At 43.7% G+C, this 25,592-nt stretch carries 23 protein-coding genes, 10 tRNA genes, 2 rRNA genes and 1 riboswitch; of the genes, 29 read left to right on the top strand and 6 right to left on the bottom strand.

The features are described from left to right. The 13 genes from ACNAZ4_RS21865 to rocF form a co-directional block, all read left to right on the top strand. A 23S ribosomal RNA gene (locus ACNAZ4_RS21865) occupies positions 1 to 119 on the top strand; the annotation flags it as partial. A 126-nt stretch (positions 120 to 245) separates the two neighbouring features. Next, positions 246 to 361: ribosomal RNA gene (rrf, locus tag ACNAZ4_RS21860) — 5S ribosomal RNA — on the top strand. 81 nt (positions 362 to 442) lie between these two features. Beyond that, positions 443 to 517, top strand: a tRNA-Asn gene (locus ACNAZ4_RS21855). A 44-nt stretch (positions 518 to 561) separates the two neighbouring features. Next, a tRNA-Thr gene (locus ACNAZ4_RS21850) sits at positions 562 to 634 on the top strand. A gap of 18 nt (positions 635 to 652) precedes the next feature. Continuing rightward, positions 653 to 727: transfer RNA gene (locus ACNAZ4_RS21845), tRNA-Glu, on the top strand. A gap of 26 nt (positions 728 to 753) precedes the next feature. After that, a tRNA-Val gene (locus tag ACNAZ4_RS21840) sits at positions 754 to 829 on the top strand. A 40-nt stretch (positions 830 to 869) separates the two neighbouring features. Beyond that, positions 870 to 945: transfer RNA gene (locus ACNAZ4_RS21835), tRNA-Thr, on the top strand. A gap of 8 nt (positions 946 to 953) precedes the next feature. Beyond that, positions 954 to 1,038 (top strand) — tRNA-Tyr (locus tag ACNAZ4_RS21830). Between the two features lie 54 nt (positions 1,039 to 1,092). Continuing rightward, positions 1,093 to 1,167: transfer RNA gene (locus tag ACNAZ4_RS21825), tRNA-Gln, on the top strand. 65 nt (positions 1,168 to 1,232) lie between these two features. Next, a tRNA-Lys gene (locus ACNAZ4_RS21820) sits at positions 1,233 to 1,305 on the top strand. A 70-nt stretch (positions 1,306 to 1,375) separates the two neighbouring features. Further along, positions 1,376 to 1,450, top strand: a tRNA-Gly gene (locus ACNAZ4_RS21815). A gap of 3 nt (positions 1,451 to 1,453) precedes the next feature. Continuing rightward, a tRNA-Ala gene (locus ACNAZ4_RS21810) sits at positions 1,454 to 1,529 on the top strand. A 916-nt stretch (positions 1,530 to 2,445) separates the two neighbouring features. Next, positions 2,446 to 3,342, top strand: coding sequence for an arginase (gene rocF, locus ACNAZ4_RS21805; RefSeq protein ID WP_415818080.1), 897 nt, complete (start codon positions 2,446 to 2,448; stop codon positions 3,340 to 3,342). An 85-nt stretch (positions 3,343 to 3,427) separates the two neighbouring features. On the opposite strand, the gene ACNAZ4_RS21800 is transcribed toward rocF, so the two are convergent. Beyond that, positions 3,428 to 3,598, bottom strand: coding sequence for a Spo0E family sporulation regulatory protein-aspartic acid phosphatase (locus tag ACNAZ4_RS21800; protein WP_415818079.1), 171 nt, complete (start codon positions 3,596 to 3,598; stop codon positions 3,428 to 3,430). 247 nt (positions 3,599 to 3,845) lie between these two features. Here ACNAZ4_RS21800 and sigW point away from each other — a divergent pair, with 247 nt between their 5' ends. The 6 genes from sigW (at position 3,846) to glmS (ending at position 11,203) form a co-directional block, all read left to right on the top strand. Then, positions 3,846 to 4,409: an RNA polymerase sigma factor SigW gene (gene sigW, locus ACNAZ4_RS21795; RefSeq protein WP_415818077.1), complete on the top strand. Its 564-nt coding sequence runs from the start codon at positions 3,846 to 3,848 to the stop codon at positions 4,407 to 4,409. Between the two features lie 15 nt (positions 4,410 to 4,424). Then, positions 4,425 to 5,063, top strand: a complete 639-nt coding sequence (locus tag ACNAZ4_RS21790; RefSeq protein WP_415818075.1) for an anti-sigma factor family protein — start codon at positions 4,425 to 4,427, stop codon at positions 5,061 to 5,063. A 379-nt stretch (positions 5,064 to 5,442) separates the two neighbouring features. Further along, positions 5,443 to 6,270 carry a diadenylate cyclase CdaA gene (gene cdaA / locus ACNAZ4_RS21785; RefSeq protein WP_415818073.1) on the top strand — a complete coding sequence of 276 codons (828 nt, stop codon included), beginning with the start codon at positions 5,443 to 5,445 and terminating at the stop codon, positions 6,268 to 6,270. Next, the gene (locus ACNAZ4_RS21780; protein ID WP_415818071.1) at positions 6,263 to 7,495 is read left to right on the top strand and encodes a CdaR family protein; all 1,233 of its coding nucleotides are present in this window, start codon (positions 6,263 to 6,265) and stop codon (positions 7,493 to 7,495) included. The genes cdaA and ACNAZ4_RS21780 overlap by 8 nt, the downstream gene beginning before the upstream one ends. Positions 7,496 to 7,532: 37 nt before the next feature. Next, complete coding sequence (gene glmM, locus ACNAZ4_RS21775) at positions 7,533 to 8,882, top strand: phosphoglucosamine mutase (protein ID WP_415818070.1); 1,350 nt, start codon at positions 7,533 to 7,535, stop codon at positions 8,880 to 8,882. A 518-nt stretch (positions 8,883 to 9,400) separates the two neighbouring features. Then, a complete protein-coding gene (gene glmS / locus ACNAZ4_RS21770; RefSeq protein WP_415818068.1) occupies positions 9,401 to 11,203 on the top strand; it encodes a glutamine--fructose-6-phosphate transaminase (isomerizing) in 1,803 nt (600 codons plus the stop codon). Positions 11,204 to 11,345: 142 nt separating this feature from the next. On the opposite strand, the gene crcB is transcribed toward glmS, so the two are convergent. From crcB to ACNAZ4_RS21755, 3 genes are all read right to left on the bottom strand, one after another. After that, positions 11,346 to 11,714 (bottom strand): fluoride efflux transporter CrcB, encoded by a 369-nt coding sequence (crcB, locus tag ACNAZ4_RS21765; protein ID WP_415818066.1) that lies wholly within the window; start codon positions 11,712 to 11,714, stop codon positions 11,346 to 11,348. Then, positions 11,711 to 12,088, bottom strand: a complete 378-nt coding sequence (locus tag ACNAZ4_RS21760; RefSeq protein WP_415818064.1) for a fluoride efflux transporter FluC — start codon at positions 12,086 to 12,088, stop codon at positions 11,711 to 11,713. The genes crcB and ACNAZ4_RS21760 overlap by 4 nt, the downstream gene beginning before the upstream one ends. Positions 12,089 to 12,148: 60 nt before the next feature. Further along, positions 12,149 to 12,210, bottom strand: a riboswitch (Fluoride riboswitch). A 248-nt stretch (positions 12,211 to 12,458) separates the two neighbouring features. Further along, the gene (locus ACNAZ4_RS21755; RefSeq protein WP_415818062.1) at positions 12,459 to 13,520 is read right to left on the bottom strand and encodes a M14 family zinc carboxypeptidase; all 1,062 of its coding nucleotides are present in this window, start codon (positions 13,518 to 13,520) and stop codon (positions 12,459 to 12,461) included. Positions 13,521 to 14,245: 725 nt separating this feature from the next. Here ACNAZ4_RS21755 and ACNAZ4_RS21750 point away from each other — a divergent pair. The 6 genes from ACNAZ4_RS21750 (at position 14,246) to ACNAZ4_RS21725 (ending at position 19,272) form a co-directional block, all read left to right on the top strand. Further along, the gene (locus tag ACNAZ4_RS21750; RefSeq protein WP_041967029.1) at positions 14,246 to 14,446 is read left to right on the top strand and encodes a cold-shock protein; all 201 of its coding nucleotides are present in this window, start codon (positions 14,246 to 14,248) and stop codon (positions 14,444 to 14,446) included. 506 nt (positions 14,447 to 14,952) lie between these two features. Then, positions 14,953 to 16,188, top strand: coding sequence for an ATP-binding protein (locus ACNAZ4_RS21745; protein ID WP_415818060.1), 1,236 nt, complete (start codon positions 14,953 to 14,955; stop codon positions 16,186 to 16,188). Between the two features lie 303 nt (positions 16,189 to 16,491). Next, positions 16,492 to 17,712 carry an S-methyl-5-thioribose kinase gene (gene mtnK / locus ACNAZ4_RS21740; protein WP_415818058.1) on the top strand — a complete coding sequence of 407 codons (1,221 nt, stop codon included), beginning with the start codon at positions 16,492 to 16,494 and terminating at the stop codon, positions 17,710 to 17,712. Between the two features lie 41 nt (positions 17,713 to 17,753). Then, positions 17,754 to 18,395: an L-fuculose-phosphate aldolase gene (locus tag ACNAZ4_RS21735; protein WP_415818056.1), complete on the top strand. Its 642-nt coding sequence runs from the start codon at positions 17,754 to 17,756 to the stop codon at positions 18,393 to 18,395. 139 nt (positions 18,396 to 18,534) lie between these two features. Then, entirely contained in the window at positions 18,535 to 18,672 is a 138-nt protein-coding gene (locus tag ACNAZ4_RS21730; RefSeq protein ID WP_415818054.1) for a hypothetical protein, read from the top strand. A 159-nt stretch (positions 18,673 to 18,831) separates the two neighbouring features. Then, complete coding sequence (locus ACNAZ4_RS21725) at positions 18,832 to 19,272, top strand: MarR family winged helix-turn-helix transcriptional regulator (protein WP_415818052.1); 441 nt, start codon at positions 18,832 to 18,834, stop codon at positions 19,270 to 19,272. 50 nt (positions 19,273 to 19,322) lie between these two features. On the opposite strand, the gene ACNAZ4_RS21720 is transcribed toward ACNAZ4_RS21725, so the two are convergent. Both ACNAZ4_RS21720 and ACNAZ4_RS21715 read right to left on the bottom strand, forming a co-directional pair. After that, positions 19,323 to 19,838, bottom strand: a complete 516-nt coding sequence (locus ACNAZ4_RS21720; protein WP_415818050.1) for a CarD family transcriptional regulator — start codon at positions 19,836 to 19,838, stop codon at positions 19,323 to 19,325. Positions 19,839 to 20,151: 313 nt separating this feature from the next. Beyond that, positions 20,152 to 21,894 carry a mechanosensitive ion channel gene (locus tag ACNAZ4_RS21715; RefSeq protein ID WP_415818048.1) on the bottom strand — a complete coding sequence of 581 codons (1,743 nt, stop codon included), beginning with the start codon at positions 21,892 to 21,894 and terminating at the stop codon, positions 20,152 to 20,154. A gap of 329 nt (positions 21,895 to 22,223) precedes the next feature. On the opposite strand from ACNAZ4_RS21715, the gene ACNAZ4_RS21710 reads away from it, so the two are divergent. From ACNAZ4_RS21710 to ftsZ, 4 genes are all read left to right on the top strand, one after another. After that, positions 22,224 to 22,763, top strand: a complete 540-nt coding sequence (locus tag ACNAZ4_RS21710) for a hypothetical protein (protein WP_415818046.1) — start codon at positions 22,224 to 22,226, stop codon at positions 22,761 to 22,763. A 106-nt stretch (positions 22,764 to 22,869) separates the two neighbouring features. Beyond that, a complete protein-coding gene (locus ACNAZ4_RS21705; RefSeq protein WP_415818044.1) occupies positions 22,870 to 23,379 on the top strand; it encodes a hypothetical protein in 510 nt (169 codons plus the stop codon). A 43-nt stretch (positions 23,380 to 23,422) separates the two neighbouring features. Beyond that, a complete protein-coding gene (locus tag ACNAZ4_RS21700; RefSeq protein ID WP_415818042.1) occupies positions 23,423 to 23,959 on the top strand; it encodes a GNAT family N-acetyltransferase in 537 nt (178 codons plus the stop codon). Between the two features lie 364 nt (positions 23,960 to 24,323). After that, positions 24,324 to 25,586: a cell division protein FtsZ gene (ftsZ, locus tag ACNAZ4_RS21695; protein WP_415818040.1), complete on the top strand. Its 1,263-nt coding sequence runs from the start codon at positions 24,324 to 24,326 to the stop codon at positions 25,584 to 25,586. Positions 25,587 to 25,592: the final 6 nt, after the last annotated feature.

Genomic DNA, 25,592 nt, shown 5'->3' with positions numbered 1-25,592 from the left:
AGATTTCCCATAGCGCAAGCTAGTAAGAACCCTGAAAGATGATCAGGTTGATAGGTCAGAGGTGGAAGCGCGGTGACGTGTGGAGCTGACTGATACTAATCGTTCGAGGACTTAACCAAATTGATCATTCGATTCTCTTGTTTTCTTCTTACACATTATCTAGTTTTGAGGGAATAAAGATTTCTTAAAAATTCTCTTGAAAAATGCATAAAAGACAGTATAATAAATATTGTTCTTTAAAATTGTCTGGTGGCGATGGCGAGAAGGTCACACCCGTTCCCATACCGAACACGGAAGTTAAGCTTCTCAGCGCCGATGGTAGTTGGGGGTTTCCCCCTGTGAGAGTAGGACGCCGCCGGGCAAAAATGCATTTTCATCTTGGACAAATTCCTAAGGTGAGGCATTCGAATCATCTGCAAGAGTTATGTTAAATTACCACTATTCCGCAGTAGCTCAGTGGTAGAGCACTCGGCTGTTAACCGAGCGGTCGTAGGTTCGAATCCTACCTGCGGAGCCATTATCTCTAAATGACGAAAGTCATTTGAGCGGGCAGCAATACATGCTTCCATAGCTCAGCAGGTAGAGCACTTCCATGGTAAGGAAGAGGTCAGCGGTTCGAGCCCGCTTGGAAGCTCTGAAAATACTATAATATGGCCCCTTGGTCAAGCGGTTAAGACACCGCCCTTTCACGGCGGTAACACGGGTTCGAATCCCGTAGGGGTCACCATTTATTTTAATAAGCGACTTAATAATGGAGGATTAGCTCAGCTGGGAGAGCATCTGCCTTACAAGCAGAGGGTCGGCGGTTCGATCCCGTCATCCTCCACCATGATTTTTTCGCGCTAACGAAAATAGTCTTCATTAAATTTGCCGGTGTAGCTCAATTGGTAGAGCAACTGACTTGTAATCAGTAGGTTGGGGGTTCAAGTCCTCTTGCCGGCACCATTTTTTGTGGAGGGGTAGCGAAGTGGCTAAACGCGGCGGACTGTAAATCCGCTCCCTCCGGGTTCGGCGGTTCGAATCCGTCCCCCTCCACCATTTTCATACATATTAAAATTGGACAAGCTACTAATGTCCTTTTTATTTTTTCATTGGGCTATAGCCAAGCGGTAAGGCAACGGACTTTGACTCCGTCATGCGTTGGTTCGAATCCAGCTAGCCCAGCCATTTTTATTTTCTTTTTTGCATTCAGGATGCTTAAGAGACAATGAATAGGGTAGATTATATCCTATGAGCCATTAGCTCAGTCGGTAGAGCATCTGACTTTTAATCAGAGGGTCGAAGGTTCGAGTCCTTCATGGCTCACTCATGTCAAGGCCCCTAAGAATGAACTTGTCTTTTATTTTTAGGGGTCTTACCTATATAATAAAATCATGCGGAAGTAGTTCAGTGGTAGAATACAACCTTGCCAAGGTTGGGGTCGCGGGTTCGAATCCCGTCTTCCGCTCCAAATGGGGCCTTAGCTCAGCTGGGAGAGCGCCTGCCTTGCACGCAGGAGGTCAGCGGTTCGATCCCGCTAGGCTCCACCATCACACTACATAAATACCATTTCAGTCATAAATCCAGTCGGGTTTATGGCTTTTTTTATTTTTCACTACTTACTTTTGACTAGTGCTCCTATACAAGCTGTTAAAGCTATAATGAATACAGCTGTGAATGTTGAGAGGTTGAAACTGTCAGAAGCAGCCCTTGGTTCGGACAGGTTGACCAANGNTTCCAGAAAAGTTGTCCNAAGTAACCCTAAGTTCGGACAAGTTGATNACGTTTTCCAGGAAAGCTGTCAGAAGTAAGGCAGAGTTCGGACAGGTTAAGCACATATTCCAGGAAAGCTGTCAGAAGTAAGGTAGAGTTCGGACAGGTATACCGTATATTTAAGAAAAGCTGTCAAGAACCCGCTGTTATTTTGACAGCTTTACGGGAGAAGGAGCCAAAGTTGTCAAGAATGCATCGTTATTTTGACAGGTTTGCGTTAGAAGGAGCCAAAGCTGTCAAGAATCCACTGTTATTTTGACAGCTTTNCAGGAGAAGGAGCCAAAGTTGTCAAGAATGCATCGTTATTTTGACTGGTTTGCGTTAGAAGGAGCCAAAGCTGTCAAGAATCCACCGTTATTTTGACAGCTTTGCAGTAGAAGCAGCAAAAGCTGTCAAGAATGCATCGTTATTTTGACAGGTTTGCGGTAGAAGGCGTCAAAGCTGTCAAGAATCCACCATTACTTTGACAGCTTCCCACGTTAAGCACTCAAAGCTGTCAAGAACCCCTCATGCTCCCCATATGTCACCTACCGCCTACAAGCTCTCCTCACCTCAACCTCCACCACATAATTATTCCGTAAATTCAATCTATTCCAAACCGTATATATATTCATGAAATTGTCCGGTTGAGTCATTGGAATGAAAGCGTTTAAAATAGGGAGAGAGATGAGAGAAAGCAAGGGGGAGTCAGGAATGAAAAAACTTTCGATTATTGGGATGCCGATGGATTTGGGTCAGATGAGAAGAGGAGTTGACATGGGCCCGAGTGCGATCCGTTATGCTGGCATCAATGAGAGATTAAGAGTGCTTTTTGATGAGATAGAGGATTTGGGTGATATAGCAGTTGGCAGGCCTGAGGTGAAGATTGATCCTAACAGCAATCTTCGTAATCTTGAGCTGGTGGCAGAGAAGAATAGTCTGCTTGCGGATGAAGTAGATAAAATCATAGAATCAAAGTCGTTCCCGCTTGTTTTAGGGGGGGACCATAGCATTGCGATTGGGACTTTGGCGGGTGTGTCCAAGCATTATAAGAATCTGGGAGTGATCTGGTATGATGCGCATGGAGACTTGAATACGGCGGATACTTCGCCATCCGGGAATATTCATGGGATGCCGCTGGCTGCGAGCCTTGGTTTGGGGCATGACATGCTGACACAATTAGGCGGATATTCTCCTAAAGTGAAGCCGGAGAATATTGTCATCATTGGAGCGCGTGCTCTGGATGAGGGAGAGAAAGACTTGATCAAGGAAATGGGCATCAAGGTTTTCACGATGCACGAAATTGATCGCCTGGGCATGGCGGCTGTCATTGAGGAAACGGTCAATTACCTTAAGGATAAAACAGATGGTGTCCACCTTTCACTTGATCTGGATGGATTGGATCCTACTGATGCTCCTGGTGTCGGGACTCCTGTGACAGGCGGTATCAGCTATCGTGAAAGCCACCTTGCAATGGAGATGCTGGCTGAAGCGAAGCTTATTACTTCTGCGGAATTCGTGGAAGTAAACCCGATTCTGGATGAAAAGAACAAGACGGCTGTCGCTGCGGTGGCGCTGATGGGATCTTTATTTGGCGAGAAACTTTTGTAATCAAAGCCTCGAAAAAAGAATAGAATGAGATGCTTAAACAAAAAAATATGAGCAGCGGCCCTTGTATGGCTGCTGCTCTTTATCATTAATATAGAACTGGCTTTTTTGAGGATAAGTGATAGTATTTATTTAGTAAATGGTCGAGTTTCGTGCTGATGTCGACAACCCGTTGATTTGACAGCGAGGTTTTTGAAGCTAGTTCAACCATTTCTTTACGGCAATTTTCAATATCCTTCAACAGCGTTTCTGCACACATTGATCTTTTTCCTCGCTTTCGATATTATAGTCCCTTTATACCCCGGAGCGAAACTTTTTAAACCAAACTGGTAATAATTTGTTAATATAAACGTAGTGAGTTTTTTAGCTTTTTTTGCCGAAAAAAGTCTGTTTCAACGGATTAGACATAAATTCATACATAATTGAAGTTTTTATAAAAAAAAACGAAACCTTTTACGGAATCGATTCGTATATCGATTAGCCGCAGGAAGCGCGGAGGTAAAATAATGGAAACGATCGTAAAGCACAGAATAAAACAGGTAATCAAGGGAGACCAGAATGCCTATGGAGAGATTGTTGAGGTATACAAGGACAAGGTATTCCAGCTTTGCTACCGTATGCTCGGGAATCGGCATGAGGCAGAGGATATAGCACAGGAGGCTTTCATCCGCGCATATATCAATATTAACAGCTTCAATCAGAACCTGAAGTTCTCGACATGGCTGTACAGGATTGCTACCAATCTTTGCATTGACCGGATTCGCAAAAAGAAACCAGATTATTTTTTGGATGCGGAGGTGCCAGGGACGGAAGGTTTGACGATGTACTCGCAGGTTCCATCTGAAACTCCTTTGCCAGAGGATGAGGTTGAAAGCATCGAATTGCATGACACAATTCAAAAAGAAATTTCAAAATTACCCGATAAATACAGATCGGTGATCGTATTAAAGTATATTGAGGAGCTTAGCCTGAATGAGATCAGTGAAATCCTCGATTTGCCGCTTGGAACGGTGAAGACAAGAATTCACCGAGGCAGAGAGGCATTGAGGCAGCAGTTGCGACACGTATAAGTGAGGTGAAAGAATGTGAAATGTCCCGAACAGGTTTATGACTATATGCATGAGTATTTAGATGATGAAATTAGTGAAGAGCACGAAAAGTTGTTAAGAGAGCATCTGCAGAGCTGTTCAGATTGCCAGGATTACTTCAGGGAATTAAACAAGGCAATAGCGCTTGTCCAGAGCACATCGCATATTCAGGCGCCGGATGATTTTACATCAAGGGTCATGGCCGGCTTGCCAAAAGAGAAGAAGAAGACAGAAATCAAACGCTGGTTCAGGAGTCATCCGCTTTTGACGGCTGCATCGCTTTTCATTGCATTGATGACTGGCAGCATCTTTTCAACGTGGAACGAGGACCATCAGTTTTCTGTTTCGAAACAGCCTAACCTGATCGTCGAAAACGATACCGTCATTGTACCTGAAGGGGAAGTCGTCAAGGGCGATGTGGTAGTCAGGAATGGCAAGGTGAAAATTGAAGGTGAAGTCCAGGGGAATGTCACCGTCATCAACGGCGAAAAATACATGGCTTCAGCCGGCAATGTCACAGGGGAAATAACAGAGGTCAATGAAGTGTTCGAGTGGATCTGGTACCATATTAAGAAGACAGCTAAAAACACGGCAGACCTTTTTGAGAACGACGAAAAGGAACAGTCATTCCAATAGGAATGGCTGTTTTTTAAGGGTGAAGACTTTGGTGTGCAGATCAACGGAGCTTCAAATGACATCATTATTCGTTTAAGCTGAGCTTATGGTATAATGAGAAAGTTATCTTAGAATACAGGCTGAAGTGCATTGGTCATCTTCCGCTTTTTTTACAAGGCTGTTTTCGCATTGATTGTTGCTTTTCGTACAGATACACAATTCCGCATTCTAAGAGTCTATGCGCTAAAATCTGGCATGCGAAAGTATACGTAAAAACCCAGGACCCGGTTTTTACTAATGTTGTGAAAGCAACAAAGTTTACGAAAAGAGCCTTTTACAAATAGGAGGCTAGAGGAATAACTTCGCAAAAGAGCCTTACAAAACTACTGGAGGAAGTGCAATGTCGTTTGCGGATTTCGATTTCTTGGAATATCTAGCTAATATTGTTGACATTCTCCTGGTTTGGTTCGTCATCTATAAGTTGATCGCGATTATTCGAGGGACGAAGGCTGTCCAGCTTTTGAAAGGGATCTTTGTCATCCTGATCGTAAAGTTTGTCAGTGATTACTTCGGGTTAAATACGCTCAGCTGGATGATGGAACAAGTATTGACCTGGGGATTCCTGGCCATTATCATCATCTTCCAGCCCGAATTGCGGCGGGCACTCGAGCAGCTTGGCAGAGGCAGGCTTTTCGCCAGATCTGGATTGCAGGAAGAGGAAGACGAAGAAAAGATGGTGGAGGCCATTATCAAGGCGACCGATTATATGGCGAAGCGCCGGATCGGGGCATTGATTTCAATTGAAAGAGAGACAGGAATGAGTGATTACATAGAAACGGGCATCCAGCTGCACTCGAGAATATCCTCTGAACTGTTGATTAACCTTTTTATCCCGAATACACCGCTTCATGATGGAGCCGTTGTCATACAGAAAAACATCGTTGCAGCAGCAGCTTGTTACTTGCCGTTGTCGGAAAGTCCGTTCATTTCGAAGGAGCTGGGCACAAGACACAGGGCCGCGCTCGGAATCAGTGAAGTAACCGACAGTATCACGATTGTCGTTTCTGAGGAAACAGGGAGTGTTTCGGTTACCCGGAATGGCGAACTATACAGGGACTTGAGCGGGGAAACGCTAAGAGAACTGCTCACTGCCGAGTTAATTTCACCATCAAGAATCAAGCAGGCAGCTTCTACCCGCTGGAATTGGAGGGGGAAGAAAAATGGATAGATGGATGGATAATCCTTGGTTCATAAAGGTGGTTGCCCTTGTTCTTGCTGTGCTGCTCTTTGGGTCCGTTCCTAAAAACGATCCGAATAAGCCTGGAGATGTATATGTGCCATCAGATGAAAAGGTGGAGACGGTTGAAGACGTACCGGTAAAAAGGGTTTATGATACCGATACTCTGGTCGTTTCAGGTGTTCCGGAGACGGTTAATGTCACGCTTCAGGGACCGAAAAACCTTGTTCAGCAGGCAAAAACGCTCAGGAATTTTGAAGTGTTCGTCGATTTGACGGATGCTGAAATGGGCACCCAGCGTGTTCCCATCACAATCAAAGATGTGTCAGAAAGGCTGACTGTCACCATCGATCCTGGCTATGCGAATGTTTCCATCCAGGAGAAAGTGACGAAGGAGTTCAGTGTCGAACCTGAATTCAGCGGAAATATCGTGGAAAAAGGCTATATAGCAGAGAAGCCGACGGTAAAACCGAATAAAGTTCAAATAACAGGTGCCAAGGATATTGTCGACAAGATCACCTATGTGAAAGCTACAGTGAATTCTTCCGGAAAAATAAAGGATACAATCACGCGGGAAGCGAGTGTCCTTGCACTGGATAAAGATATGAATAAATTGGATGTCACTGTGGAGCCAGGTGTAGTGGAAGTGACCATACCGGTTAAGAGCTCCAGCAAAAAGGTACCGATTGATATTGTCCGTAAAGGCAATCCTCCAAGTGGCGTGACGATTGATTCAATCACGTTGGACACGAAAGAAGCTGAAATCCTCGCTGACCCGGATGTCCTTGATAAGGTTGATGGCGTCAGGGTGGAAGTGGATGTCAGCAAGATCGATGAGGATACGGAACTTACCCTGCCAGTCATTATTGGCGAGGGGATTGTCGCGGTTTCACCAGAATTGGTGAAAGTGAATGTCAATGTCACAAAGGCTTCAGAGAAGACGATCTCCAATGTCCCTATCGAAATTAATGGGATGGATGAGGGATATGAAATAGATTTCCTTGATCCAACAGACGGCCGGGCAAAGTTGACGGTTTCAGGGCCAAGTGATATCATCTCTGGACTATCTTCCGATGATTTTAATATTTTGATTGATGTATCGGAGTTGTCAGAAGGGACTCATGAAGTCGACATGAAGGTGACGGCACCTCAAAACATAACGTGGAAACTGGCAAAAGAAAAAGCCAGTATATCAGTTGCGAAAAAAGAAGCATGATTGACTGCAATTTTTCATACAAGGAGAGATTTTAAGAATGGGTAAATATTTCGGTACAGATGGAGTTCGTGGAGTTGCGAACAGCGAATTGACGCCAGAATTGGCTTTCAAGCTTGGCCGTTTCGGAGGGTATGTCCTGACAAAGGAACACAATCGGCCAAAGGTGCTGATCGGCCGTGATACACGTATCTCCGGGCATATGCTCGAGGGGGCACTGGTTGCCGGCCTATTATCAATCGGAGCGGAAGTCATGAGGCTCGGTGTAATCTCAACACCTGGAGTAGCATATTTAACCAAAGCGCTGGGTGCGCAGGCAGGAGTCATGATCTCTGCTTCGCACAATCCGGTAGCTGATAACGGAATCAAGTTCTTTGGACCAGATGGATATAAGCTTTCTGATGATCAGGAAAATGAAATTGAGCAATTGATGGATATGGAGGCCGATGAGCTTCCTCGTCCGGTAGGTGCTGATCTTGGACAGGTGAATGATTACTTCGAGGGTGGCCAGAAGTACCTTCAATACATGAAACAATCTGTTGATGAAGAATTCACTGGTCTTCATATCGCACTTGACTGCGCCCATGGAGCGACTTCTTCATTGGCAACACACTTATTTGCTGACCTGGATGCGGATACTTCCACGATGGGAGCTTCCCCTAACGGCCTGAATATCAATGATGGCGTAGGCTCTACCCACCCTGAAGCTCTTGCTGAATTCGTGAAGGAAAAGGGAGCGGATCTTGGTCTTGCTTTTGACGGAGACGGCGACCGCCTGATTGCGATCGATGAAAAAGGCAACATCGTTGATGGCGACCAGATCATGTATATCTGCGGGAAGTTCATGAAGGAACGCGGCCAGTTAAAACAGGGTACGGTTGTATCCACAGTGATGAGCAACCTTGGCTTTTACAAAGGCCTTGAGGAAAATGGCGTCCAAAGCATCCAGACAGCTGTCGGCGACCGCTATGTAGTGGAAGAAATGAAGAAGAATGGCTATAATCTCGGCGGCGAGCAATCTGGCCATATCATCTTCCTTGACTACAACACAACTGGTGACGGTCTTCTCACAGGCCTTCAGCTTGCGAATATCATGAAAGCAACAAATAAGCCGCTTTCAGAGCTGGCCGGGGAAATGAAGAAGTACCCGCAGGTTCTTGTGAACATCCGTGTAACGGATAAGCACCATGTTACCGATAACGAGAAGGTAAAAGCGGTAATTGAACAGGTTGAGGCAGAAATGAACGGCAACGGCCGCATCCTGGTTCGTCCTTCCGGAACAGAACCATTGGTCCGCGTGATGGCAGAAGCAGCGACAGCGGAGCTTTGCCAGGAACATGTGAACCGTATTGCAGCGGTTGTTCAAGAGGAAATGGGCTTAAAAGAATAGAATTGAACTATATGCATAAGGGCTTCAAAGCACAATTTAGAGCCCTTATGCATATTTATTTATGAAGGGGAGTTTTAGTCAGCCTGTAAGGGGTATTTGTATGGGTAGGCTGTTTTCCTTTGGATTTCTATTGACGGATGCATCGGTATCATGTATGATAATCCTGTTTTTGTAAATAGGCTGATTTCTGCCTTGAAAACAATTTATTGAAAGGTGGGCAGAGGTTCATCAATGGAAAACTTAAAGCGCCAGGACTGATCCTTGACCGAAAATGTGGATTAGTTGACGAGGTGGAGGTTTATCGAAATTTCGGCGGATGCCTCCCGGCTGAAAGCACAGCCGCGAATTCCATCTTTAAAACATTAAGGCAACTTAATGCACAAAGAGATGGGGATGCTAAAACTAAGCGAGGATTGGATATCAAATCTGACCTCAAACCAATTATATTGAGATAAGGGGGCAAGCTGCCCCTATATAAGAGGCTTCTTGCCCCCTGTCGTTCAGGAGGAAAAGAAGTTATGTGTGGAATCGTTGGATATATCGGAAATTATGATTCGAAAGAGATTTTATTAAAAGGTCTTGAAAAGCTTGAGTATAGAGGGTATGACTCTGCGGGTATCGCAGTCATGAACGAAAAGGGAGTTCACGTTTTCAAGGAAAAAGGACGTATTGCGGATCTTCGCAATGTAGTGGACAACGGTGTCATGGCGAACGCTGGTATCGGCCATACTCGTTGGGCGACTCACGGTCCTCCAAGTAAGGTGAATGCTCATCCTCACCAGAGCTCAACAGGCAGACTGACTCTTGTCCACAATGGTGTAATCGAAAACTACGATCTATTGAAGCGCCAGTACTTGCAGTATGTTGAATTGAAAAGTGAAACAGATACTGAAATTATCGTCCAGTTAATCGAACTGTTCGTAAAAGAAGGTCTGAGCTTAGAAGAAGCGTTCCGTAAGACGCTGACACTTTTACATGGTTCATATGCACTTGCCCTTATAGATGAGCAAAACGAAGACACGATTTTTGTGGCGAAAAACAAGAGCCCGCTTCTTGTCGGCCATGGCGATGGTTTCAATGTTGTTGCCAGTGACGCAATGGCAATGATCCAGGTAACAAACCAATATGTTGAACTGATGGACAAGGAAATGGTCATTGTCACGAAAGATGAAGTGACAATCAAGAACCTTGAAGGAGAAGTAGTTTTACGCGCTCCTTACACTGCAGAGCTTGATGCAAGCGACATTGAAAAGGGAACATACCCGCACTATATGCTCAAGGAAATCGACGAGCAGCCGCTTGTGATGCGTAAAATCATCCAGAACTACCAGGATGGAGAAGGCGCACTTGAAATCGACTCTGACATCGTTGCTGCGATGAAGGAAGCAGACCGCATCTACATTATTGCTGCGGGTACTTCTTATCATGCAGGACTTGTCGGCAAGCAGTTCATCGAAAAATTGGCGAAGATTCCTGTTGAAGTCCATATCTCAAGCGAGTTCGGCTACAACATGCCTCTTCTATCTGAAAAGCCATTGTTCGTCTTCATTTCCCAGAGCGGAGAAACTGCGGACAGCCGCCAGGTTCTTGTTCAAGTGAAAGAGATGGGCTACAAAGCATTGACGATTACGAATGTGGCTGGTTCAACGCTTTCCCGTGAAGCAGATTATACTCTTCTTCTTCATGCTGGTCCTGAAATTGCGGTTGCTTCAACAAAAGCATATACAGCACAGCTTGCTGTCCTGGCAATTTTGGCAGAAGTAACAGCTCGTGGAATTGGCCATGAAGTTGATTTTGATCTTGTACAGGAATTAGGAATCGTGGCGACAGCAATGGAAGCTCTTTGCGACGACAAAGAGGAATTCGAAAGCATCGCGCGTGAATACCTGACTGTCACAAGAAATGCATTCTTCATTGGACGCGGAATCGACTTTTACGTAGGCCTTGAAGGCGCGTTGAAGCTGAAGGAAATTTCGTATATCCAGGCTGAAGGCTTTGCAGGCGGAGAACTGAAACACGGAACAATCGCTTTGATTGAAGAAGGTACACCAGTCATCGCTCTTGCAACACAAGGATTTGTCAACTTAAGCATCCGTGGAAACGTCAAGGAAGTCGTTGCCCGTGGAGCCAACCCGTGCATCATCTCCATGAGTGGACTGGAAACAGACGAAGACCGCTTTGTCATCCCAGAAGTGCACAGCCTATTAACACCTCTTATCTCAGTAATCCCAATGCAGCTGATTTCTTACTATGCTGCACTGCACCGCGACTGTGACGTCGATAAGCCAAGGAATCTGGCTAAATCGGTTACGGTTGAATAATATTGAACAATATAGTTATAAACTTAAACCTGGCGAGAGTAATCTTCTCGCCAGGTTTTTCTCTTGCCTTCAAATCTATGGAATGGGCAAAAGAAAAACCCGGACGTCTATCGTTATAATTAATGCTGGTAATGCCGCATTTTTATGTCAGCAATAAACCCAGCTCGATTCCGATAAACGCCAGCAGGATGCCGCCACCATAGCCAAAGAAATTGTAAAGGAAGAATGCCTTTTTCCTTCGGTCGAGGTGAAGCTGGATTCCTTCCAGCTTGAAGGTTGAAAAAGTAGTGAAGGCTCCCATGAAACCTGTGCCAAGCAGCATGAAGAGGTTTCCATTCAGTCCTAAACCGACCATGATGCCAAGTAACAGGGATCCCAATAGATTGATAAACAGAGTGGCAATGGGAACCTTGGCTTTGATCCTTTTATTGATAACCTGGCTGACCCAAAACCGTGACATGGCTCCGAAGAAGCCCCCGATTCCAACAATCAGAATATGATTGACCGTCATTCAGTTCCCTCTCCTTTCTCTACTTGAAATCCTAAACGACTCATCCATAATCCGCCGAATATACTCGCCGCAATATATAAAAATGCAAGCACTAGCTTTCCGTGAAGAAACAGATTCACAGTTTCTACGCTCAAAGTTGAAAAAGTTGTAAAGGAGCCTACAAAGCCTGTTCCCAAGGCGGTTTTAATATGGGAAGGCAAAGAAAAGCGTATAAGGAGCCCTGTTGTCAGCCAGGCCAGCAAAAAGCTCCCGAGCAAATTCACCGTCAGTGTGGCAAACGGAAAAACCGTACTTTCATGAAAAAGGAAAACACCAACGCAGTAACGCAGGGAGGCCCCCAGAAAACCTGCCGCCCCAACAAGCAAATACACCATCTAGATTCCTCCATGTTATTAGATTACCCAAAAATAAAAAGACTCCTGCCAGTGAACAAACAACTGGCAGGAGTCATTAGCCATTCAGGCGGTTAAAGGTGAACTCCATCACCTGTGAAAACGGATTCTGCACTAACACTATAAACCATTTGAAAAAAGATTTAAAGTCTCAATATCAAAATTTCTTTCAATTAACCAAGTCCAAGATGTAGAGGTCGATGTTCAAACCAAAACCTTTTCTTCGGGAAAAAAATATCAGCATATCATACTTTTTATCCTGCGAAACTCGCTGCACCACTTCTATCCTGTGTTCTATTCGGTGACAAAAATAAAACAGTGCGATCCCCGAAGGATCACACTGTTTAAATGATTATTCGTCTTCTTCGCTCTGTCTGGTTGTCTGCTCAGGAAGCGTATCCCAGAAATTTGTATCTGCTGTCTCGATCGAGCCATCGGCAATTGCTTTTACCGTTGCATCGAGGGTCGTGATCGTTTGCTTGATCAGGTAGCCATTGCTCTTTTGTCCTAGTGCATAGGGCTCGTAATAATGATCGGACATTCCGCGCATTTCAAACAGGAGCGTGGAGATATCGTAGCGGACAGCTGCCCCATTTCGTCCGATGTTCGTTCCGTTACCTCCGACGTACTTCCCGATATGTCCCCAGCCTTTTTCCTCAAGGGCATTGTAGACGACTGAGCCAAGCTTTTTCGATTTTTCCAGCACCTCTGGCTTCACAGCTTCGTTCGTTGGGTACAAAATGGAGCCTGAAACAAGCTCGCCTTCTGTTTCGCTGAGGGTACCCTGGTGATGAAGATCGATCATGTAGTCAATATCATATTTGGCAAAAACATTTTCATGAAGCGCACGTGCCTCAGGCTCCATCTCGCTGGTTGCTTTATCGTGCTCACGGTTAAGGTCAATCTTGTTCGCATTATAGCGAGTCAGGTGGCGGTCACCATCAGCAAGATAGTCTTCAAGGGAGAAGTCGACATCACCCATTGCGCCGTCGGCATTGAGCATCGGAATCACAAGGATGTTCACATTCTGAAGAACGCGGCTCGTTTTACCAGTGCCTAAATGCTTGATGAATTCCATCGCACCCTCGGTAGTCAGCTGTTCATTCCCATGCTGCTGTGTCAGGAACAGGATTGTTGGATTTTCCGGATTGGAGATATACTTAGCCATGTAAATATCACGGCCTTTCACGGTCTGGCCAATCACTTCCAGTTCCATTGTCTCCTGCTTGGCATCCTGGGTCTTCAGGTAATCAACTAAACTCTCGTATGTATGCAAAATCGATGTCTGGATGGATCCATGGCCTGTATTTGGCCCATTCCCGACAGCAGCTGCCGGCAGGGCAACCGCCGTCACCGCGCCAAATGCCATCATGCTTGATAAAGATACGGATAGAACCTTCTTCTTTAAAGTCATTGTCACTCCCCCTAGTTAATAGATTCAACTCTATTTTACTGAATATTGTAAAAATTGTTAATAGAGTAAGATGCCTATTTAATAGACAAATTTCGAGTTGCTAAATAAGTAGTTTGGATACAGTTTATTTTTGCTGGAATGGGGTTTAATAGGAAAAAGGTAAGTGGTGATCGATAAGAATGTGATGAGGGTAAAATCCTGATTAAAAAAAGCGTGCTATATGGCGCACGCCTTACCTTATGACATAGGGATAAATGAGCAGAAAAAAAAAAGAAGCAAGAAAACCAGCTTCTAGCTTCTCTCCAGTTCCTCTTCAAAATAAAAAGTGCTGGGATACTCTTTGACAGTGTATGAATATCTTTTCATGTTTTTCACATATTGAGACTTCATGATTGTCACTATTTCGCCGGTTTCTTTGATACTGACAGATTGACCATTTTTATAAAGGTTGCTTGCGCTTTTCAATTAGCCACGCCCTTTCATGTTCCCTTTATTATATCACATTTTTATGCTCCTCATTTGTTAATCCATATGTGTTTTTTTGGCACTCCTAATTTTCCCAATTCCCTTAACGCTTGCACTATGGTTTAAATTCTGTTATTCTAAGGGAGAATTATTTTTGTTCGGTATGCAAGGAAAGAACATGCACTGCTTGATTCGCCTGAATATCACTGAGACAAGAATAGTAACAAATTGTGTGGATATCACACTAGGAGGCAACAAAAATGGAAAACGGTAAAGTAAAATGGTTCAATGCAGAAAAAGGTTTCGGATTCATCGAGCGTGAAGGTGGAGAAGACGTATTCGTACACTTCTCAGCTATCCAAGGCGAAGGCTTCAAGTCTCTTGAAGAAGGCCAAGAAGTATCTTTCGACGTTGAGCAAGGTGCTCGTGGACCACAAGCAGCTAACGTTACAAAACTATAATAACGGATTAGCCCATACAAACAAGTCCTGATCTGATCAGGGCTTGTTTTTTTATTATATAGGAAATTATAAAAGCATTTTTGTGTGGATAACTGCATATGGGTGTCTTAATCCAGCTCCAGCGCCTAGCCCCTCGAGACGCTTGTCTAGCTGCGGCTCCTAACTCCTCGAGACGCTTCGGTCCTGCCAATGAAGTCAAAGAACGACTTCACTGACAGGACCTCCAGCGCTTGTCGGGGCTGAACAAGGCGCTTGCGCTTTTTGTTCTGTTCCCAGAAAAAAACACAGCAAAAAACCCCACTCAAAAATGAGCGGGGTTTTTACTTTGGTAAAGCAATGGTTGACTTCATTATAGCATAAGACTTATAGGCACTGTGAAAAAAGTTTATTTTAAAATTTTGGAAGAAATGTTATAAATTCAGAATTTTCCGTTGAAGAATTGTTGCTTCCGGTGGATAATAGGATTAGGTAATTATACTTAATCATAGGAAATTCCGGGGGATACAATGATAGATTTCATTAAAGATTTGATCCTGCATTTTTTCATCATACTCTCACTCGGCTTCATGTATAACTTTTTGTGGATGCAGAAGCGTTCGGTATATAAGAAACAGATCTTTAAAGTGGCGATCTTGGCGACACTGTTGGTCACGATGGCTCTGCCTGTCAGGTTCCATGGTGGCATGGAGTTCGATTTTAAGCTGATTCCTGTCTTTATTGCCTTCTTTTACTTAAGCAGGTCGGATGGACTTTTAATCGTAGCGGTGCTGTTGCTGCTGCAAAGCCTGATGGGGATTGACAGGCTGCTTATTACAGCCATGAATTACGGGATCATCATCATCCTGTTTTTTGCGATTGAAAAGGCTTATAAATCATCCACAATCAATAGGAGAATTGCGCTTGGACTCTTTATCTATGGTTTAATTACCTCCACACGTCTTGCTGCACTGATCAATTCCGGGAATGCAGACGACTACCTGTATTTGATTGTCTTTTCGCTCGTTTCCTTCATTGCCTTATCGTTATTTATCTATATCATTGAAATGACCAATTTACAGATCAAACTGATGCATGAACTTCACAAGGCAGAGAAATTCTCAGCCATCAGCCAGCTGGCTGCATCGGTTGCGCATGAAATCCGCAATCCGATGACGACCATCAGGGGCTTCATGCAAGTCCTGCAGGGAGAAAGGAATTTGAGTGCTGACCAGAATCTTTTCATTACGATTTCCCTTCAGGAGCTCGACCGGACCCAGACGATCATCAATAATTTTCTAGCGCTGGCGAAACCAAATACTGGCTCGATGGATCAAATCGACCTGAGCGCGATTTTGAAAGAGACGACCGCCTTCATGAGATCCTATTCCCATTTTGCCAATACAGAATTGGTAGAAGCGATCGATAAGAATCTCTGCATCAAGGGTGATGCCCACGAAATCAGGCAGGTGTTCATTAATATCCTGAAAAACGGGATTGAAGCAATGCCCTCAGGCGGAAGCATTTTCATCATTGCCAAAGTTGAAAAGGACAATGTCAGGATCCAGTTCCGGGATGAGGGCGTCGGCATGACAAAGGAACAGCTCGACCGGCTCGGCCATCCTTACTACTCAACAAAGGAAAAAGGGACTGGCCTCGGAATGATGATCTCCTATGATATCATCCAAAGAATGAGAGGCAAAATCAATGTCGAGAGTGAAGAAGGGAAGGGCACGACCTTCACGATCCTCCTTCCTTGCGGGTAATAGGTTTCTGGTGAAGAAGGCGGGAAACTGTCTTCTTTTTATATTAGGCTGTTTTCGTAAGATTGTTGTTAAAATCCTAAAGCCGATTTTAACGTGATAATAGTCTTTTTGTATGTCGGTACTAAGTTTAATTGCGTGACTAATCTTAGGTAATTTAATCCTATTTTGTAGGCAATAGCAACAAAGTGTGAGAAAAGAGCCTTATTATGAGATGAATTTTAGTGCCCCGAAATACAATCTTAAGTTATAATAATTTTTAAAAGATTTCTATAATTGTACAAAAGGGAAGGGGTAATGGACATCATGATAAATTTTAATTCGTATTTTCTGATGAATGCAGAGGAGGTCATTCCTTATGTAAAGGCAAAGACCGACTTTTTTGATAATGAAGCGAGTTTAAGCTGTGATGAAATTGGAGATGGGAATCTGAACTACGTGTTCCGTGTCCGCGATGAACAGGCAGGGAAATCGCTGATTGTCAAACAGGCTGGGGATACGGCGAGGATTTCCGATGAGTTCAAGCTGTCAACCAACCGCATCCGGATCGAGTCGAATGTGCTGAGGCTTGAGGGCGAGCTGGCTCCGGGATTAGTGCCGGATGTGTATCTGTATGATGATGTAATGAATTGCTGTGTCATGGAGGATCTTTCTGATCATACAATCCTGCGTACGGCTCTCAATGAAGGAAGAATTTTTCCCAAGCTTGCGGATGACCTGACGACATTCATGGTGAATACATTATTGCTGACTTCCGATGTGGTCATGGAGCACAAAGCGAAAAAGGCGCTTGTCCAGGATTACATCAATCCAGAATTATGCGAAATTTCTGAGGACCTCGTATACTCAGAACCTTTTACAGACCATAACAGCCGTAATGACTTGTTTCCTAGCAATAAGGATTGGATCGAGGAGAACATTTATGGTGACGATCAATTGCGCTTTGAAGCAGCCAAGCTGAAATTCGCGTTCATGACCAATGCCCAGGCACTTGTTCATGGCGACCTTCATTCTGGTTCTGTTTTTGTAAAAGAAGATTCCACTAAAGTGATCGATCCCGAGTTCGCATTCTACGGTCCGATGGGGTATGACATAGGAAACGTGATTGCCAACCTGATGTTCGCGTGGTCAAGGGCATATGTAACAAACGCCGATGAAAAGTACAGTGAATGGCTGGAGCAAACGATCACGGATAGCGTTGACCTGTTTAGCGAGAAGTTCCTGGTGAGCTGGAAGGAAAACGTAACGGACATCATGGCGAAGGAGCAGGGCTTTGACCGGTGGTACCTGGATACTGTTCTCCAGGATACCGCGTCCGTCACGGGCATGGAGATGATCCGCCGCATTGCGGGATTGGCAAAAGTGAAGGATTTAACTTCAATTGCAACTGAAGAGCAGCGGGTAACAGCTGAGAGAATCTGCCTGACAGCGGCGAAGCAATTCGTCCTGAATGCAGCTGAATATAAAACGGGCAAACAGTTTCTAGAAGTACTAAAGAATTCAGCATCAAGCCATAATATGCGATAATAAGACGTTCCAATTCTTTTTAAGAAAGAGAGGCACAGAATATGCTGCTTCTGGAAGAACGGATGAAAGTCGTAGAATACGGCAAGAAAATCATCACAAGCGGACTGACAAAGGGGACTGGCGGCAATATCAGCATTTTCAACAAGGAAAAACAGCTGGTTGCCATCAGTCCCAGCGGAATCGATTATTTCGAAACGAAGCCCGAGGATGTCACGATCATTGATTTGGATGGCAAAATCATCGATGGAAGCAAAAAACCATCGAGCGAGCTGGATATGCATTTGATTTTTTACCAGCGCCGCGAGGATATAGGTGCGCTCGTCCATACCCATTCGTCATATGCGAAAACAATCGCCACGCTGGGCTGGGATATCCCGCCAGTATCCTATTTGGTGGCGTTTGCCGGCCCGAATGTAAGGTGCGCACCTTACGCAACATTCGGAACAAAAGAGCTGGCGGAAAAGGCCTTTGAAGGCATGGTGGACAGAAGAGCCGTCCTGCTTGCGAACCACGGACTGATTGCCGGCGCCCACAATATCGAAACAGCATTCACTGTCGCGGAAGAAATCGAGTTCTGTGCCCAGATTTTTTACCAGGCAAAAGCGATCGGCGAGCCGACCATGCTGACGGATGAAGAAATGGCACGATTGGCAAAGAAATTCAAAACATATGGCCAGAGATAACCCTCTTTTTAGAGGGTTATTCTATTAGCTTTAAACAAGTTCTTCATAAATTAACAGTCACAAACAGGACAGATTATGCTATGATTAAAAGAAAATAATGGACTTATTGGGTAGTTTTGCTAAGGGGGACAGGCTGGCTATGAGAGCAAGGACAAGGAAGAGTGAACCTTTTTCATTTGAGAAACTGAAGGATTTTTTCACTACCGTGCTGCTGCATCTTAGTTTTTATGCCTTCATCGTTTTTCTCGTCGTATTTTTTATCGACAATTTCAGTTAAATACATAATAAAGTTTAATATATACCCGAAGCAGTCCATATAAATTGGACTGCTTCTTTATTCAAGGAAAAACTGAATCAATCCCCGGTAAAAAAATGTTTGTCCCTGACTGCAATTATTGTATAGTAGTGGAGAAGAAAAGGGATTGAGGTGAGTCCAATGAGTGTAAACTCTGAATTACGAGAGTTAGACTTGGTTGATCTATTGAGTGAGCGTCATACTCTCCTTCGTAAAATCGCGGAGAAAGCCTGGAACAATCAGAGTGATATTTATATTTCAAATTCTGAATGGTATATCATGGCCCGGATTTACAAAAAACAGCCAACCATTTCTTATATTAATAAAAATGTTGAAATTTCCCGTCAGGCGATACATAAATTCATCAAAAACCTTGCTGAAAAAGGATTAGTCGAAGTCAATAACGTGGAAAATAACAAAAAGGAAAAATGGATACAGCTAACACTTCTTGGTGAAGAATGCTATGAAAAAAATGAAAAGCTCAAGGCTGGTCTGGAAAGGGAAATAACCGAAAAAATTGGGGCTGAGCAAGTGAGGCTTCTTAAAGAAATATTGAAGATGGATTGGAATATCGATGAATAAAAATGTGGGACGAGTCTTATGCTTCCTTTTGGAAGCATAAGGTTCGTCCCTTAGTTAACTACCTGCTTACTATCTTTCAACAGCTTTGTGACATGCTCGTGTATTCTTTCAACAGTGGTATTCAGAGCTATGGCTATTTCTTTGAAAAGGATGGTTTGAGTAGTATCCAGTATTTTTCGGTCTTGTTCGTAAAGCTTTTTTTCATTCTGTTCGGCTTCGATCTTCTTTCGCATGAGGGTATTGATGAGTCGGGCAATCTCTATTCTGTCTCCGTTGCTTACAATATTGGAATATAAATTGTGGCGTACATTAGGTTTCTCATTCCAGTCAACACCTGGATTTCTAAAGGATTCGAGGATATCCTCGGCATCTTCTTTATGGACCATTTCATGAAGGGCTACTTTATCACTATGAACTGGAACACTTAGAGTCAAATGATGATTGTCATTCATTGGGTGTAATACGTAGTAAGGCCTTGTCACACCTAACACTGTTTTTTCACAAATATCATCAATTTTACAAATGCCATGTGCTGAATAAATCACCATATCTCCTATACTAAACATTTGCTCATCCCCTACATAAAATTGTCAACCAAGTTTATAATAACACTTTAAAGTATTTTTGTCAACGAGGTTGACGTTCGGGGCGACTTTGCTATGTACAGCTAGGAGCATCCATAAGCGGAAAATTTCCCGCTATTGTATATTATGGGTGTATTTTTGCAGAAATAAGCGGAGATATACCGGCTAACTGCTCTAAATAAGACAAAATCCATCGATTTGGATTAAATAAACGGAAAAACTCCCCTTATTTTTAAGTAAATAAGGGGAGTTTTAATTTTTAGCGGAATTTTTCCGCTTATTTATTTGCGTATTTTTATGGGTTCAATGGATTGTTATCGTTATTAGGATCCATTGGGTTATTATTTCCGCCCTGGTTCCGGTTGTTCAGGTTCGGAGGAGTTCCAGGGTTTTGATTATTCATGTTTGGCGGATAACCTGGGTTCTGGTCATTCAAGTTCGTAGATGTACCAGGGTTCTGGTCCAGGTTATTCAGGTTCGGCGGTGTCGCAGGATTCGGGTTGTTCTTTTTCATTTTTTGCTGCTGGACCGCTTCTTGGTCAATGCTGGTTTTTTCGATTTTCTCATCAAACTTGGCCAGGTACTTCGAAGCGAAATTTTTGCCGCCAAGTCCGAATGCGAGGCCGAATGCCAGTGCCAATCCGCCAAGAGTCAGGATGAACGCTGCATTCACAATCGCTGGTGCGACTCCAAGCTGATCTAGCGCCATGAAGACAGTGATGGTGATAATCGCATATTTTGCGATTGTTGCCAGCACATTGGAAGAATCGCCTTGAAGGATACTGCTAAGCACTCGCTTCACAAGGCTGCCGAGCCATAGGCCAACACCAAGGATGACGATTGCTGCGATGACATGCGGCAGATAAGCGATCACACCACGTGCTAGGTCGACGAAGAAATCAAGTTTGACTACATTCAATGCTTCGGCTACGAACAATAGGACAACGATGACCTGGACGATATAGCCCACCAATTCGGATAGGCTTAATGAGTTAGGACGAGCTGTGTTGCTGCTTAAACCCACTCCCTTAAAATAAGAGTCGAAGCCAATACGTCTCAATAAATCAGCCGTGAATTTTTTCAGCCATTTTCCGAGCCATAGTCCAATCATGACAAGGATGACGGCAACAACGATATTCGGGATCATGGTCAGGATATCATTGAGCATCGCGATCGCCGGTTGAGAGATTCCTTCAACATCAAGACGCTCAAGAGCAGCGATGACGGTAGGGATCAGAATCAGGACAAAAGCAACCGTGCCAATCACTCTTGAAAGGCTTGTGCCTTCAAATAAACGGGACAGTCCGAAACGCTGGACTAATTTTTCCGTGCCGATGCTTTGTAAAAAGTTCGTCAGGATATCGCGGACGATTTTGGCGACAAAGTAGCCAACCAAAAGAATCAGCGCAGCCGCGAATAGTTTAGGAATGAAAGAGAGAATTCCCGCGATCATGTGTTCAAATGGCTGAGAAACACCGCGAAGGTTCAGCGCTGACAATACGGCTGGCAAAGCCATCAGCAACACCAGGTAGAATACGATATTCGCGACCGTATCTACAACGTTTGTCGTTTGCTGGTTATCCTCTGTAAGCTTGTACTTGCTTAACTTCTCCTGGACACCAAGCGTCTTGCCGCCTTTCTGGATCAGGAATTTCAACCCTGATGCGATGAGCCATGCGAATAACAGGATCAAGCCTGCTTTCAAGATGTTCGGAATCGCAGCCGCAATCGTTGAGAACATTCCAATAAGCGGCTCAGTCAAAACATACAAATCTAATATATTCAGGAACATGATGAAGACAAAAACGAGAATCAGTACATAGACAATCTTGCTGATGATTTTTTCAGCAGAATATTTCTTATTGTTTACATTCGCAAAAAGCTTGTTGTCGAGACTGGTTTTCTGCAGTCCCTTATAAACCGCCTTTTCAATGATTTTGGCGACAAGCCATCCGACCAGGAGAACAGCAAGCGCAATCAGCACATTTGGCAGTTTGCCAAGGATGCCGTCCCAGCCATTGTAAAAAGTATTGTTCAAATTCCTCACTCCTTATTGTATTTGGACATCCATGGTGAGCTGTGTATGTGTATGGATAAGATCTGGAACAGGTACAGCTGGCACCTATGAAATAAGTCCTTAGTTAGCAAGCAAGCATACTTTAATCTACCCAATTACTACTGGCATAAACTAACCGGAACACAGTGACTCCTTTAAATGAGAGGTTTATATTGGAGAATAGCGAAAAATGAAATCGCAGTAGAAAAAGATATGGCCTTCTAAATAAACTGGAAAAAATGGTTAAAAATCCAATTATCTGAAACTTTATTGTTGCATCAGCGTATTACTTCTAAAGGGGGAGGACTAATATGATCATAAAAACAAAACCGATTCTTCTTTTGACTGTGCTGTTGATCGCTTCAGGGCTTTTCATTGCAGCATGTTCGAAATCGGAAGACAGTAAGAAAGAAGCGATCACAAAAGTCCTTGAACACCAATTTACCGGTCCGGACGAGGAGTTTATGGACCTGATGTGGAATCCTAAATATAAGACCGTTGTAAATGATAAAGAAGAAAATAAAGAATTTGACCAGTATGTACAAGAGGCATATGGACCCTACTTTACAGAATCAGGGCTCGATTTCTTCATAGCAGCAATGGGTACTCAATATCCAACTTATGCATATGAAAATGAATATGAATTAACCCTAAAGGATGTCACGATCAAGCAAAACGGGGATAACCCGGACCTTTATACATTTGTTGCCAGTGTCGGTTATAAGAAAAACGGTGAAGAAAATACTGCGAATGTAAAAGGAAAAGTTACTTTCTCTACTAAAGAAGAAGGAAAAATCACCAGGTTCGAATATAAAGATGATGACGGTTTGTCTGATGAATTGCGAAAATAAGAAGCACTTTTACTGACCGTTGACAATGTTTTAGAGCGCTGCCATTTTGGCGGCTTTTGTTATTGAAGTAGGGAACAGAGGTTTCTAATAGTTAAGGAGGAGTTTAATGGGCGAAAGAAGTAAATTAGTTCTCGGTATTTCGATAGGGTTAAATATAATACTCGTCATAATTGTCGCCTGGGGAATGATAAAGATGAACTTCGTAAAGGAGCAAGTTTTTGTGACAGAGGTCCAAAATAATTTAGTAGAGTTGGAAGGCCTGATTGCCAACCAAATGGATGAGGATTGGTCTGAACCCAACCTGGTTACAACCGAATTAGGGGATGTATTAAATGGTATCTGGCTCGGAATCACTACTGGAGAACAATTAGGAACGCTCTCGAAAAATGACAAGGAAGTCCTTGAACATTTGTATTCCAAATTAAATCAATATCCACATGATGAATTGTATAGCTTTGCAGATTTAACAGAAGAGGATAAACAGAACTTTGAAGACTTACGAAAAACACTTCGTGAAGTTGGATTAGGATTGAAGTTGACTATAAGTGCCAATATGGATTCCTTTATGAGCCAGGCAGAGGCATTAAATAATAAAATTGACACCCCGATGAAGTGATTTGAGTTAACAAGCAGGATAATTTAATTAGAGGGGTAATTATATGCTTTTCCAAAACGGTCATTTAAAAGTACGTAAATTGGAAGTTCAGGATATTTATATTTTATCCAAGTGGCTTTCTGATCCGTCTGTTCTTGAATTTTATGAAGGAAGAGATAATCCTTTTGATATTGGGAAAGTTAATCGTGTTTTTTATAATTCTGAAGATGAAACAGTTAAATGTATCGTAGAATTTGATGGTAAGGAAATTGGATATATCCAATATTATAAATTAGATAGTGACACGAAAAATGTATATGGATACTTAAATGAAAATATTTTTGGGATCGATCAATTTATAGGTGAAGTAGAATATTGGAACAAAGGGATTGGCACATTACTTGTTACATCTATGGTTGAATTCCTAATTAATCATAAAAAAGTAGACCGAATAGTGATGGACCCTCAAGTTTGTAATGAGAGGGCTTTAAGGTGTTATGAAAAATGTGGTTTTAAAAAAGTAAAACTACTCCCAAAACGAGAACTTCACGAAGGGGAATACCGGGATTGTTGGTTGATTGAATACATAAACTCTAATTGAAATTTCCGAGTAAAGAACTACCCTTAATGGTTTTGGATGGAACTGAATCTATTGAGAGACCTCAAAGTTAGGATAGACTATGTTACAATTAAGATAGAACTTTTATGCAGGACGTGGCGATGCTCTAAGGGCATCGCATTTTATTTTTATAACTCTAGTTATTTAAATGTCTTGCCAGATTTATTCATGAACTTTTGCGAAGTGCATTTTACTTCACTCCAACCAAGAATGACACATTATTCCTTTTAGATTACAGTTGTTTAACAATTAGCTGGAAAAGACAGAATATCGAAGCCGATGGCGAATTTTATAGGTATAGAGAAAAATAGGGGGAAAAATCAGAAGCTAATTTGGGGGACTATATATGCTAGAATTTGATACTAATATCGATCAATTTGCCACTATAAAAGTAATTGGTGTAGGGGGCGGCGGAAATAATGCCGTAAACAGGATGATTGAGGATGGCGTGCAGGGAGTAGAGTTCATTTCTGTGAATACAGATGCGCAGGCTCTCAACATGTCAAAAGCGGAGGTCACAATGCAAATCGGAGGTTCGCTGACCAGGGGCCTGGGTGCTGGTGCCAATCCTGAAATCGGCAGAAAGGCTGTTGAGGAAAGCAGGAAGCAGATCAGAGATGCTCTGGAAGGTGCGGACATGGTGTTCGTAACGGCAGGGATGGGAGGCGGAACCGGGACCGGTGCTGCGCCGGAGATTGCCCATATTGCGCGCGAACTTGGCGCACTTACAATTGGAGTGGTGACTCGTCCGTTCACTTTTGAAGGCCGCAAGCGGGCACAGAATGCGGCAGCCGGAATTGAAGAGATGAAGAAAGCCGTCAATACCTTAATCATCATTCCAAACGAGCGATTGCTGCAAATCGTCGACAAGAAAACGCCAATGCTTGAAGCATTCCGTGAGGCGGACAATGTTCTCAGGCAGGGTGTCCAGGGCATTTCCGACTTGATCGCCGTGCCAGGCTTGATCAACCTGGACTTCGCTGACGTGAAAACGATTATGTCAAATAAAGGAACGGCACTTATGGGCATCGGTGTCTCTTCGGGAGAAAACCGAGCTGCCGAAGCTGCCAAAAAGGCCATCTCCTCGCCATTGCTTGAAACAAGCATCAATGGCGCTAAAGGAGTGCTGATGAACATCACAGGCGGCATGAACCTCAGTTTGTATGAAGTCCAGGAAGCGGCCGATATTGTGGCGGCTGCAACAGATGACCAGCTTAACATGATTTTCGGATCAGTCATCAATGAAAACCTGACAAATGAAATCATGGTGACCGTGATTGCGACCGGCTTCGATCATGATGTGGAGGAAGTTCAGCCTTCGAACACATCGCGGCGTCCTGGAGACATGATTGCCAATTCCCGTGAGCAATACAACTCTCAATCTAGACAGCGAGAACGTGTTGCCTATGCAGAATCAGGAAATTACGGCCAGGCCCAAAACCACAGCCAGTCGGGCAGTTACGGCCAGTCCGGAAACTACGGCCAATCGGGCAACTACAGCAATCCGCCTGCCTACGAGGAGCCCGCGAATTACGACCGGGGTGCCAAGCAGCCAGATTACTCGCTTGAGACTCCGGCGTTCTTGCGGAAGCGAAACAGAAGGCGATAGACGAAC

Origin of the sequence: Mesobacillus thioparans (assembly GCF_965138835.1) — a bacterium.
Taxonomy (GTDB): domain Bacteria; phylum Bacillota; class Bacilli; order Bacillales; family Cytobacillaceae; genus Mesobacillus; species Mesobacillus thioparans.
The sequence above is the reverse complement of the archived record's forward strand: the minus strand, read 5'-3'. Positions and strand labels throughout refer to the sequence as shown.

What these genes read in the sequence shown, in the direction of transcription:
- rocF (WP_415818080.1), top strand. Translation starts at nt 2,446, where the DNA reads ATGAAAAAACTTTCGATTATTGGGATGCCGATGGATTTGGGTCAGATG.
- ACNAZ4_RS21800 (WP_415818079.1), bottom strand. Translation starts at nt 3,598, where the DNA reads ATGTGTGCAGAAACGCTGTTGAAGGATATTGAAAATTGCCGTAAAGAA.
- sigW (WP_415818077.1), top strand. Translation starts at nt 3,846, where the DNA reads ATGGAAACGATCGTAAAGCACAGAATAAAACAGGTAATCAAGGGAGAC.
- cdaA (WP_415818073.1), top strand. Translation starts at nt 5,443, where the DNA reads ATGTCGTTTGCGGATTTCGATTTCTTGGAATATCTAGCTAATATTGTT.
- ACNAZ4_RS21780 (WP_415818071.1), top strand. Translation starts at nt 6,263, where the DNA reads ATGGATAGATGGATGGATAATCCTTGGTTCATAAAGGTGGTTGCCCTT.
- glmM (WP_415818070.1), top strand. Translation starts at nt 7,533, where the DNA reads ATGGGTAAATATTTCGGTACAGATGGAGTTCGTGGAGTTGCGAACAGC.
- glmS (WP_415818068.1), top strand. Translation starts at nt 9,401, where the DNA reads ATGTGTGGAATCGTTGGATATATCGGAAATTATGATTCGAAAGAGATT.
- crcB (WP_415818066.1), bottom strand. Translation starts at nt 11,714, where the DNA reads ATGACGGTCAATCATATTCTGATTGTTGGAATCGGGGGCTTCTTCGGA.
- ACNAZ4_RS21760 (WP_415818064.1), bottom strand. Translation starts at nt 12,088, where the DNA reads ATGGTGTATTTGCTTGTTGGGGCGGCAGGTTTTCTGGGGGCCTCCCTG.
- ACNAZ4_RS21755 (WP_415818062.1), bottom strand. Translation starts at nt 13,520, where the DNA reads ATGACTTTAAAGAAGAAGGTTCTATCCGTATCTTTATCAAGCATGATG.
- ACNAZ4_RS21750 (WP_041967029.1), top strand. Translation starts at nt 14,246, where the DNA reads ATGGAAAACGGTAAAGTAAAATGGTTCAATGCAGAAAAAGGTTTCGGA.
- ACNAZ4_RS21745 (WP_415818060.1), top strand. Translation starts at nt 14,953, where the DNA reads ATGATAGATTTCATTAAAGATTTGATCCTGCATTTTTTCATCATACTC.
- mtnK (WP_415818058.1), top strand. Translation starts at nt 16,492, where the DNA reads ATGATAAATTTTAATTCGTATTTTCTGATGAATGCAGAGGAGGTCATT.
- ACNAZ4_RS21735 (WP_415818056.1), top strand. Translation starts at nt 17,754, where the DNA reads ATGCTGCTTCTGGAAGAACGGATGAAAGTCGTAGAATACGGCAAGAAA.
- ACNAZ4_RS21730 (WP_415818054.1), top strand. Translation starts at nt 18,535, where the DNA reads ATGAGAGCAAGGACAAGGAAGAGTGAACCTTTTTCATTTGAGAAACTG.
- ACNAZ4_RS21725 (WP_415818052.1), top strand. Translation starts at nt 18,832, where the DNA reads ATGAGTGTAAACTCTGAATTACGAGAGTTAGACTTGGTTGATCTATTG.
- ACNAZ4_RS21720 (WP_415818050.1), bottom strand. Translation starts at nt 19,838, where the DNA reads ATGTTTAGTATAGGAGATATGGTGATTTATTCAGCACATGGCATTTGT.
- ACNAZ4_RS21710 (WP_415818046.1), top strand. Translation starts at nt 22,224, where the DNA reads ATGATCATAAAAACAAAACCGATTCTTCTTTTGACTGTGCTGTTGATC.
- ACNAZ4_RS21705 (WP_415818044.1), top strand. Translation starts at nt 22,870, where the DNA reads ATGGGCGAAAGAAGTAAATTAGTTCTCGGTATTTCGATAGGGTTAAAT.
- ACNAZ4_RS21700 (WP_415818042.1), top strand. Translation starts at nt 23,423, where the DNA reads ATGCTTTTCCAAAACGGTCATTTAAAAGTACGTAAATTGGAAGTTCAG.
- ftsZ (WP_415818040.1), top strand. Translation starts at nt 24,324, where the DNA reads ATGCTAGAATTTGATACTAATATCGATCAATTTGCCACTATAAAAGTA.